The organism is Mesorhizobium sp. M7A.F.Ca.US.005.03.2.1 (genome assembly GCF_003997795.1).
GTDB lineage: Bacteria > Pseudomonadota > Alphaproteobacteria > Rhizobiales > Rhizobiaceae > Mesorhizobium > Mesorhizobium ciceri.
The window spans coordinates 1-9,841 of sequence record NZ_RZRP01000147.1; the positions used below are offsets into that span (position 1 = coordinate 1).

A 9,841-nucleotide genomic window follows, 5' to 3' on the forward strand; every position below is an offset into this window, starting at 1 on the left:
CGCTGCCACCGTCGAGCGCGGCGTCGAACAGTGCGCGGCCGGTCGAGCCGCCTGCGACCGCCAGCACATTGCGGGCGCGGTGGGCGAGACGCTGCGAATATTCGAGCTGGCGCAACTCGTCGGGCAGGCCGATGAGCACATTGGAATCGGAGCCGACGCCGTAGCGGCCGCCATGTTCCCTGAACAGCGGCGCGGCAAAAGTGCCGTCACCGAGATTGGCCTCGGTGATCGGGCATAGGCCGGCGATGGCACCGCTTTTGGCCATGGCAACGGTTTCAGCATCGGTCATGTGGGTGGCGTGGATCAGGCACCAGCGCTTGTCGACTTTGGCATTGGCCAGCAGAAATTCGACCGGCCGCGCGCCCGACCAGGCAAGGCAATCCTCGACTTCTTTCACCTGCTCGGCAATGTGGATGTGGATAGGCCCGTCCGGCGCTAGGGCAGTCACGTCAAACAGTTCTTCCGGTGTCGCGGCGCGAAGGCTGTGCGGAGCGACGCCGACAACAGCCTGATTCAACGCGCGAACCGATTCGCGGCATTTCTCAACAAGCCGCGAGAATCGATTCACATCGTTGATGAATCGCCGCTGGCCTTCGTTTGGTGCGGCACCGCCGAAAGACGAGTGCGCATAAAACACCGGCAAAAGCGTCAGGCCGATGCCTGCCTCGCCGGCCGCGGCCGCGATGCGCTCGGCCATCTCGGCTGGGTTGGCGTAGGGTTTTCCGTCGCGGTCGTGATGCAGATAGTGAAATTCGCCGACGCGGGAAAAACCGGCCTCCAGCATCTCGACATAGAGTTGTGCGGCAACCGCCTCGACCTGATCGGGCGTCATCGACAGGGCGAAACGGTACATCACCTCGCGCCAGCTCCAGAAACTGTCGGCGGAGGGGCCGCGAAGCTCGGCAAGGCCGGCCATGCCGCGCTGGAAGGCATGGCTGTGCAAATCGGGCATGCCGGGCAACAGGATCGCGTGACGTTCGTCGCCGGCTGCCGCAGCAGCGCCAGGCTGAACGGCTGTGATGCGTCCCTCAGCCAGGGTAAGCCGCACATTTTCGCGCCAGCCATCGGGAAGGAGCGCCTGTTCCGCAAAGATCGCTGCCACTTTTCTCTCCGGTTCTCTGTGTCTCATGCGATGAAGGCACTTGCAGTGCGTTTCAATATGTATATACATAATCGTCATCGATTGAAACGGAAAAGATGATGGCTGCAAAGAGCAAAAGCCGGGCAGGGGATCTTCGTCTGTGGCGCAATGCGCGGCTGACGACAATGGCCGACGGGTCTGCCGGACTTGGCGTCGTCGAACATGGCGCGGTCGCTGCGCGTGACGGCCGCATTGTTTATGCCGGCCCCGAGTCGGAGCTGCCCCCGACACTGGCCCAGGGCGCCGAGACGGTTGATTGCGAGGGCCGCTGGATCACACCCGGCCTGATCGACTGCCACACCCATCTGGTCCATGCCGGCAACCGCGCCAACGAATTCGAGATGCGGCTGGCCGGCGCCACTTATGAAGAGGTCGCCCGGGCTGGTGGCGGCATAGTCTCCTCGGTCAAGTCGCTGCGCGCCGCCAGCGAGAGCGAACTGGTCACCCAATCACTGCCACGCCTCGATGCGCTGATCGCCGAGGGCGTAACCACCGTGGAGGTAAAATCAGGCTACGGCCTGGACCTCGAAAACGAGAAGAAGTCGCTGCGTGCCGCACGGCGGCTGGGCAACCAGCGGCCGGTGACGATCCGCACGACCTTCCTCGGCGCCCACGCGCTGCCGCCGGAAGCCAAGGGTGACAAGGACGCCTTTATCGATCTGGTCGCCAAGGAAATTCTCCCGGCGGTTGCCGCCGAGGGGCTGGCCGATGCCGTCGACGGTTTCTGCGAGGGCATCGCCTTTTCGCCGGAACAGATGGCGCGCGTCTTCGATGCTGCAAAGGCGGCCGGCCTGCCGGTCAAGCTTCATGCCGACCAACTGTCCAATTTGCATGGCGCCGAACTCGCCGCCCGTTACGGTGCGCTGTCGGCCGACCATCTCGAATACACCGATGAGGCAGGTGCAGCGGCGATGGCCAAGGCCGGAACCGTGGCGACGATCCTGCCCGGCGCCTACTATTTCATTCGCGAAACCAAGAAGCCGCCGATCGGCTTGTTTCGCCAGCACGGCGTCAAGATGGCTGTCGCCACCGACAACAATCCCGGCACTTCGCCGCTGACCTCACTGCTTCTGACGATGAACATGGCCGCGACCCTGTTCGGCCTGACCGTCGATGAATGCATTGCCGGCGTCACCCGGGAGGCGGCCCGCGCGCTTGGTTTGCTGGGAGAAACCGGCACGCTGGAAGCCGGAAAATCCGCCGACCTGGCGATCTGGAACATCGAGCGCCCCGCCGAACTCGTCTATCGCATGGGCTTCAACCCGCTGCATGCCCGCATCTGGAGAGGACAATGACCGAACTGACCCTGAAGCCCGGCAATGCGACGCTGGCCGACTGGCGCGCCATCTATCGTGGCGCCGTGCCCAAGCTGGACGATGCCTGCCGGCCGAAAATCAAGGCGAGCGCCGAGGCCGTCGCTAGGATAGTCGCCAAGGGCGAGCCGGTCTATGGCATCAACACCGGCTTCGGCAAACTGGCCAGCGTCCGCATCCCGGCCGAGGATCTCGAGACCTTGCAGCGCAACATCGTCCTGTCGCACGCCGCCGGCGTCGGCGAGCCGATGCCGGTTGCCGTTTGCCGGCTGATGATGGCGCTGAAGCTCGCCAGCCTGGCGCAGGGCGCGTCGGGTGTGCGGCCGCAAACCATCGAGTTGCTGGAAGCGATGCTGGCCAACGACGTCATCCCGGTGGTGCCGGCGCAGGGTTCGGTCGGCGCCTCCGGCGACCTCGCCCCGTTGTCGCACATGACGGCGGTGATGATCGGTGTCGGCGAATGTTTTACCCCACATGGCCGTTTCCCGGCCAAGGTCGCCTTCGTCTCGCATGGCCTGGAACCGGTGACACTGGGCGCCAAGGAGGGCCTGGCGCTGCTCAACGGCACCCAGTTTTCGACCGCCTATGCGCTGGCCGCCTTGTTCGAGGCCGAAGTGCTCTACCAATCGGCGCTGGTCGCCGGTGCCCTGTCGACCGACGCGGCAAAAGGCTCCGACGCACCCTTTGATCCGCGCATCCATGTGCTGAGAAAGCATCCCGGGCAGGTCGAGACGGCCGACGCCCTGCGCAATCTGATGGCCGGCAGCGCCATCCGTGAATCGCACCGGGTTGGCGACGAACGCGTGCAGGATCCCTATTGCCTGCGCTGCCAGCCGCAGGTGATGGGCGCGGCACTCACCGTGCTGCGCCAGGCGGCCGACACGCTGGGCACCGAAGCCAACGGCGTCACCGACAATCCGCTGATCTTCGCCGAGGATGACACCGCGCTTTCCGGCGGCAATTTCCACGCCGAGCCGGTGGCCTTCGCCGCCGACATGATCGCGCTCGCCGTCTGCGAGATCGGCTCGCTGTCGGAGCGCCGCATCGCCATGCTTGTCGATCCGGCACTTTCCGGCATGCCGGCCTTCCTGACGCCCAAGCCCGGCCTGAACTCCGGCTTCATGATCCCGCAGGTGACGGCGGCGGCGCTCGTCTCGGAAAACAAGCAGAAAGCCTATCCGGCATCAGTCGATTCGATCCCCACCTCGGCCAACCAGGAAGACCATGTTTCGATGGCGGCGCACGGTGCGCGCCGGCTGATCGGCATGGTCGAGAACGCCACCGCGGTGATAGGCATCGAATTGCTGGCCGCGGCCCAAGGCTGCGATTTCCACGCGCCGCTGGCCTCGAGCGACGCCCTGGAGGCGGTGCGCAGGCTGGTGCGGGCCGAGGTGCCACATCTCGACAATGACCGCCATTTCCACCCCGATATGGAAAAAGCCATCGCCATGGTGCGCAGCGGTGCGGCCATCGAGGCCGCCGGCGGTGTGGCTCTGCCGTCGATTTCCGGAGCGGTGTGATGGCAAGCGCGCCCTGGCTGACGGTCACGCCCGGCACAGCCCCGTTGCTGGTGTCGATACCACACACCGGCATCGACCTCGCCGGCCTTGAGAATCGGCTGGTCTCACCCTGGCTCGGCCGCCGCGACTGCGATTGGTGGATCGATAATCTCTATGACTTTGCCGCCGGCCTCGGGGCGACGGTGGTGCACACCGCGATCTCCCGCACCGTCATCGACGTCAACCGCGATCCCTCCGGCGCCTCGCTTTACCCCGGCCAGGCGACGACGGGCCTTTGCCCGACCGAGACCTTCGATGGCGATCCGCTCTATCGCGAGGGCGAAGAACCGGGGCCGTCGGAGATCGACGAGCGTCGCGAGGAATTCTTCGTGCCGTACCATGCCGCCTTGCAGGCCGAGATCGGCCGGTTGCGCGGGCTACACGAAAAGATCGTGCTCTATGACTGCCACTCGATCCGTTCAGTGCTGCCGCGCCTGTTCGAAGGCACGCTGCCGGTTTTCAATCTCGGCACCAATGACGGCAGGAGCGCCGATCCGACGCTGCAGGCGATGGTCGGCCAGATCATGGCCGAAACCGGTGAAACCTTTGTCATCAACGGCCGCTTCAAGGGCGGCTGGATCACACGCCATTTCGGCCAGCCGCAACAAGGCGTGCACGCACTGCAGATGGAACTCTCCAACCGCATCTATATGCGCGAGCCCGATGGCAAGGGCACGCCGGACAATTGGCCGGTGCCCTATGACGCCGAGTTCGCAGCACCGATCCGCGCCACCCTGCGGAAAATCCTCGAGACCGCGACATCCTGGGCGCGTGTCTGACATCAGATCCTCTTATGGAGTGACGCCATGAACAATCCTCGCCACAACATCCGCGAAGTCCGCAGCCCGCGCGGCACCGAAATCAGCGCGCGCTCCTGGCTGACGGAAGCGCCGCTGCGCATGCTGATGAACAATCTCGACCCGGATGTTGCTGAAAATCCCAACGAACTGGTCGTCTATGGCGGCATCGGCCGGGCGGCGCGCACCTGGAACGATTTCGACCGCATCGTCGCCTCCTTGAGGACGCTGGCCGATGACGAGACTTTGCTGGTCCAGTCGGGCAAGCCGGTCGGCGTCTTCCGCACCCATCCGGACGCCCCGCGTGTGCTGATCGCCAACTCCAATTTGGTGCCGCACTGGGCGAATTGGGAAAAGTTCAACGAGCTCGATAAGAAGGGCCTCATGATGTACGGCCAGATGACGGCCGGCTCGTGGATCTACATCGGCACGCAAGGCATCGTGCAAGGCACCTACGAGACCTTCGTCGAGGCCGGTCGCCAGCACTATGGCGGCAATCTCAAGGGAAAATGGATCCTGACCGGCGGCCTCGGCGGCATGGGTGGCGCCCAGCCGCTCGCCGCCGTCATGGCCGGCGCCTGCTGTCTCGCCATCGAATGTAACCCGGACTCGATCGATTTTCGCCTGCGCACCCGCTACGTCGACGAGCGCGCCGAGACGCTCGACGAGGCGCTGGAAAAGATCGAACGCTGGACCAAGGCCGGCGAGGCGAAGTCGGTCGGCCTGCTTGGCAATACGGCTGAGATCGTCCCGGAGATGTTCAGGCGTGGCATTCGCCCCGATATGGTCACCGACCAGACCTCGGCGCATGATCCCATCAACGGCTATCTGCCGAAGGGCTGGACGATGGCCGAGTGGCGCGAGAAGCGCGTCAGCGACCCCAAGGCGGTCGAGAAGGCGGCCCGCGCTTCCATGCGCGAACATGTCGAGGCGATGGTGGCGTTCTGGAACGCCGGCGTGCCGACGCTCGACTATGGCAACAACATCCGCCAGGTGGCCAAGGAGGAGGGGTTCGAGAACGCCTTTGCCTTCCCCGGCTTCGTGCCGGCCTATATCCGTCCGCTGTTCTGCCGCGGCATAGGCCCCTTCCGCTGGGCGGCTCTGTCGGGCGATCCGGAAGATATCTACAAGACCGACGCCAAGGTGCGCGAACTGACGCCCGGCAACACCCACCTGCACAACTGGTTGGACATGGCGCGCGAGCGCATCGCCTTCCAGGGCCTGCCGGCGCGCATCTGCTGGGTCGGCCTTGGCGACCGCCACAAGCTCGGCCTTGCCTTCAATGAAATGGTGGCCAAGGGTGAGCTGAAGGCGCCTGTCGTCATCGGTCGCGATCACCTCGATTCCGGCTCGGTTGCTTCGCCGAACCGCGAAACGGAATCGATGAAGGACGGCTCGGACGCGGTGTCCGACTGGCCGCTGCTCAACGCATTGCTCAACACGGCGTCCGGTGCCACCTGGGTGTCGCTGCACCATGGCGGCGGCGTCGGCATGGGTTTCTCGCAGCACGCCGGCATGGTCATCGTCGCCGACGGCACGCGCGAAGCCGCCAGGCGCCTGGAGCGGGTGTTGTGGAACGACCCGGCGACCGGTGTCATGCGCCACGCCGATGCCGGCTACGACGTTGCCATCGAATGCGCCAAGGAGCACCAGCTCAACCTGCCCGGCATTCTCGGGTGAGAAACGTCCGGCCGCAGGCAGGCGAAAAGCCGCGGAGTCGGCTTTTCGAGTTTCGAACGCCCGTAACCATAGCGGAGGGCTAGGTATGCGCATCCTGCGGGCAGCCGAATACCGGTCGATGCCGTGGAAGAACGGCGGCGGCGTGACGACGGAAATCGCCGTCTCGCCGCCCGGTGCCGGGCTAAACGATTTCGACTGGCGCGTGTCGATGGCGCGTGTCGAATCGAGCGGTCCGTTCTCGCAATTCGCCGGCATCGATCGCACCCTTGCCGTGCTCGAAGGCGAGGGCATCGTCCTCGAGATTGCCGGCTACCCGCCGAGATCTATAAACAGGACGACCGCCCTGTTTTCTTTCCCGGCCGACGTGCAGACCTCGGCCGCGCTGATCGGCGGACCGATCACCGATCTCAATGTCATGACCCGCCGAAGCCGGATGACGCATTCGGTCGAACGCCTGGTGATTTCGGCCCCCGTGGAAATCCGGACTGAAGCCGGCACAACGCTCATCCTGTGCTTGGACGGCGACATCAGTGTGCCCGCCGCTGAACCGGTTCGCCTCGGGCCGCTTGACACTCTGCTGTCCGGGCCGGTCAGCACCGGCCTGCTTGTCCAACCCGCCCATGAGGCAACGCTGTTCGTGATCCGGATCCGCGCCATCGCCGGCAACGATTAACGCTTGTTTCCAAACATGATCGCGGTACCGGCGAAATATAGCGTAAGCTGCTGGCGGCATCACGAAAAAGCCTGAATCCTCTCCGCCGATCTGGCTGGCGGGAAGTGGGGTGCTTGTCTTTGAGTTTTGCTGAGAGACGACGCCCTGTCGTGGTGCGGAAACAAACTTTCGGCAAGTGGGGTTTATGCAACCAATTGCATTTGAACCGGTTTTAGGGCCATTGCCGTGGCGGTGACGCCGCTCAGTGCCCGCTTACGGAATTTTCAATGAATATTCAGACGAATCCTGCCCAAATCGAGAAGACAAGCGCGAGCTTCCCGGCCATCACCGAAGAGCCGATCCGCTCCAATTACCTGCCCGAAGAGCGCCTTCGGCTGCTCGGTGAAAGCCTGGCGAAAGGCGACCTCACAGACCTGTTCGGGCTGACGCCCTTCGATTTTCAGGCCCGTATCCGCGACAGCGCCAAGAAGATTTTGGAAGTCTACCGGTCGACCAATGCGGCGCAGGCGAGGGGCGAGACGATCACGCCGGCGGCACAATGGCTGCTCGACAACAATTACCTGGTCGAAGAGACCATTTTCCAGGTCAAGCGCGACCTGCCGCGCCGCTTCTATCGCCAGTTGCCGACCCTGAAGCTGCCTGACGGCGGCAGCGTGCCGCGCGCGCTGGCGCTGGCCTGGACCTATGTCGCACATTCGGACAGTTCCGTTTCGGCGACGATGTTCAAGTCCATCGTCCAGGGTTTTCAGTCGGTCGAGCCGCTGAAGATCGGCGAACTCTGGGCGCTGCCTTCGCTGTTGCGCTTCGTGCTGATCGAAAATCTGCGCCGGCTGGCGGTCAGGGTCAATCGAACCCGTCAGATGCGTCAGATCGCCAACGATGTGGCCGACAAGGTCCTGGCCACCGACGACAGCGCCGACCGGCAGTCGATCCTGTCCAATTTCAGCGCCCACGCACAGGACACCACCTTCGCCACCCAGCTGCTCTATCGCCTGCGCGATGGCTCGCAGAATGCCGGCAAGGCTCTGGAATGGCTGGAAGGCGAGCTCGAAAAGACCGGCTCCGATGCCGAGGAAATCATCATTTCCGAACATCACACGTTGTCCAGCGGCAATGTGACGACGGGCAACATCATTCGTGGCCTGCGCCTCATCAACGACGTCGATTGGACCGTGTGGTTCGAAGGCGTCAGCCGCATCGACACCGTGCTGCGCGAGCGCACCGATTTCGCCGCGCTCGACTTCTTCTCGCGCGACCAGTACCGGACCGCGATCGAGGAATTGGCGCGCCGCTCGAACCTTTCGGAATATCGCGTCGCCGAGAAGGCCATCGAGCTGGCCGGCCACGCCGCCAGCGATGGCGACGGCGACGTCGTTTTAACCGGGTCCGCCCACACCGATGTCGGCTTCTTTCTCGTCGGCCCACGCCGGCTCGAGCTGGAGAAGGCGATCGGCTATCGACCCACCGTCAGCCAGACAGTCAAGCGTGCCTTCCGCAAGACCGGCTGGCTCGGCATCGTCGTACCGGTGTTTGCGCTGACGGCGCTGCTTCTCGTCCTCTCCGGCAACGCACTCGCCAATCTCGGCCTGTCGGTGCCTTCGATCGTCCTCATGCTGGCGCTGTTTGCCGTGCCGGCCAGCGAGGGCGCGCTCGCCTTCTTCAACACGGTCGTTTCGCTGTTCCTGAAACCGACGCGCCTCGTCGGCTACGATTACCGGCACGGCGTGCCGCCCGAGGCGCGCACGCTGGTGGTGGTGCCGTCGCTGATCGGCTCGCGCGACGATGTCGAGGAAAACATCCGCAATATCGAGGTGCATCATCTCGCCAACACGGCCGATGAAATCCATTTCGCGCTGCTGTCGGACTGGCCGGACTCGAAGACCGAGATCGATGCTGCCGACACCGAAATCCTCGAATTCGCGCGTGCCGAGATCGCTCGCCTCAACGCACGCTATCCCTCCGAAGGCGCGCCGCGCTTCTATATCCTGCACCGGCGCCGGCTCTTCAATGCGGCGCAAGGGTCGTGGATGGGCTGGGAGCGCAAGCGCGGCAAGCTGCATGAACTCGACCTTCTGCTGCGCGGCGACAGCGACACCACGTTCCTGCCGCTCGACGTGCCGCTGCCGGAGAACGTCGTCCACGTGATGACGCTCGATGCCGACACGCGCACCACCCGTGACGCGGTCGCCACCCTCGTAGGCAAGCTCTGCCACCCGCTCAACCGGCCGCATTTCGATGCCAGCAAGCGCGTCGTCACCGCCGGCTACGCGATCCTGCAGCCGCGCATCACCGCGTCGCTGACATCAGGCGACGATGCGTCGTTCTTCCAGCGGGTGTTTTCGGCCAATCGCGGCCTCGACCCTTATGTCTTTGCCGTGTCCGATCTCTATCAGGACGTCTTCGGCGACGGGTCCTTCACCGGCAAGGGCCTCTATCACGTCGACGCCTTCGAGGCCGCCCTGCAGGGCCGCATCGAGGAAAACACCATCCTCAGCCATGATCTGCTGGAGGGCGCGCTGGCGCGATCGGCGCTGGTCACCGACGTCGAACTGGTCGAGGACTATCCGACCCGCTACTCGGTCGACGCCTCGCGCCACCATCGCTGGGCGCGCGGCGACTGGCAGTTGCTCGGCTTCATGCTCGATCCGCGCTCCGGCGTGCCGGCGCTGTCGCGCTGG

6 protein-coding genes and 1 pseudogene are annotated in these 9,841 nt (G+C 64.5%); 6 read left to right on the forward strand and 1 reads right to left on the reverse strand.

Annotation, left to right across the window (positions count from 1 at the left end):
- A partial coding sequence (locus tag EN991_RS11045; RefSeq protein ID WP_127368741.1) for a formimidoylglutamate deiminase occupies positions 1-1,102 on the reverse strand: 1,102 nt, incomplete at its 3' end.
- Positions 1,103-1,200: 98 nt separating this feature from the next.
- On the opposite strand from EN991_RS11045, the gene hutI reads away from it, so the two are divergent.
- From hutI to EN991_RS11075, 6 genes and pseudogenes are all read left to right on the forward strand, one after another.
- Complete coding sequence (gene hutI, locus EN991_RS11050) at positions 1,201-2,436, forward strand: imidazolonepropionase (protein ID WP_127368742.1); 1,236 nt, start codon at positions 1,201-1,203, stop codon at positions 2,434-2,436.
- A complete protein-coding gene (gene hutH, locus EN991_RS11055) occupies positions 2,433-3,974 on the forward strand; it encodes a histidine ammonia-lyase (RefSeq protein ID WP_027162456.1) in 1,542 nt (513 codons plus the stop codon). Before hutI ends, hutH begins: the two co-directional genes overlap by 4 nt.
- Positions 3,974-4,792, forward strand: coding sequence for an N-formylglutamate deformylase (gene hutG / locus EN991_RS11060; protein ID WP_013532301.1), 819 nt, complete (start codon positions 3,974-3,976; stop codon positions 4,790-4,792). Before hutH ends, hutG begins: the two co-directional genes overlap by 1 nt.
- 27 nt (positions 4,793-4,819) lie before the next feature.
- Entirely contained in the window at positions 4,820-6,490 is a 1,671-nt protein-coding gene (hutU, locus tag EN991_RS11065) for a urocanate hydratase (protein ID WP_127368743.1), read from the forward strand.
- Positions 6,491-6,575: 85 nt separating this feature from the next.
- The gene (locus EN991_RS11070) at positions 6,576-7,163 is read left to right on the forward strand and encodes a HutD family protein (protein WP_127368744.1); all 588 of its coding nucleotides are present in this window, start codon (positions 6,576-6,578) and stop codon (positions 7,161-7,163) included.
- 266 nt (positions 7,164-7,429) lie between these two features.
- Positions 7,430-9,841 (forward strand): annotated as a pseudogene (locus tag EN991_RS11075) (protein ndvB); the annotation flags it as partial.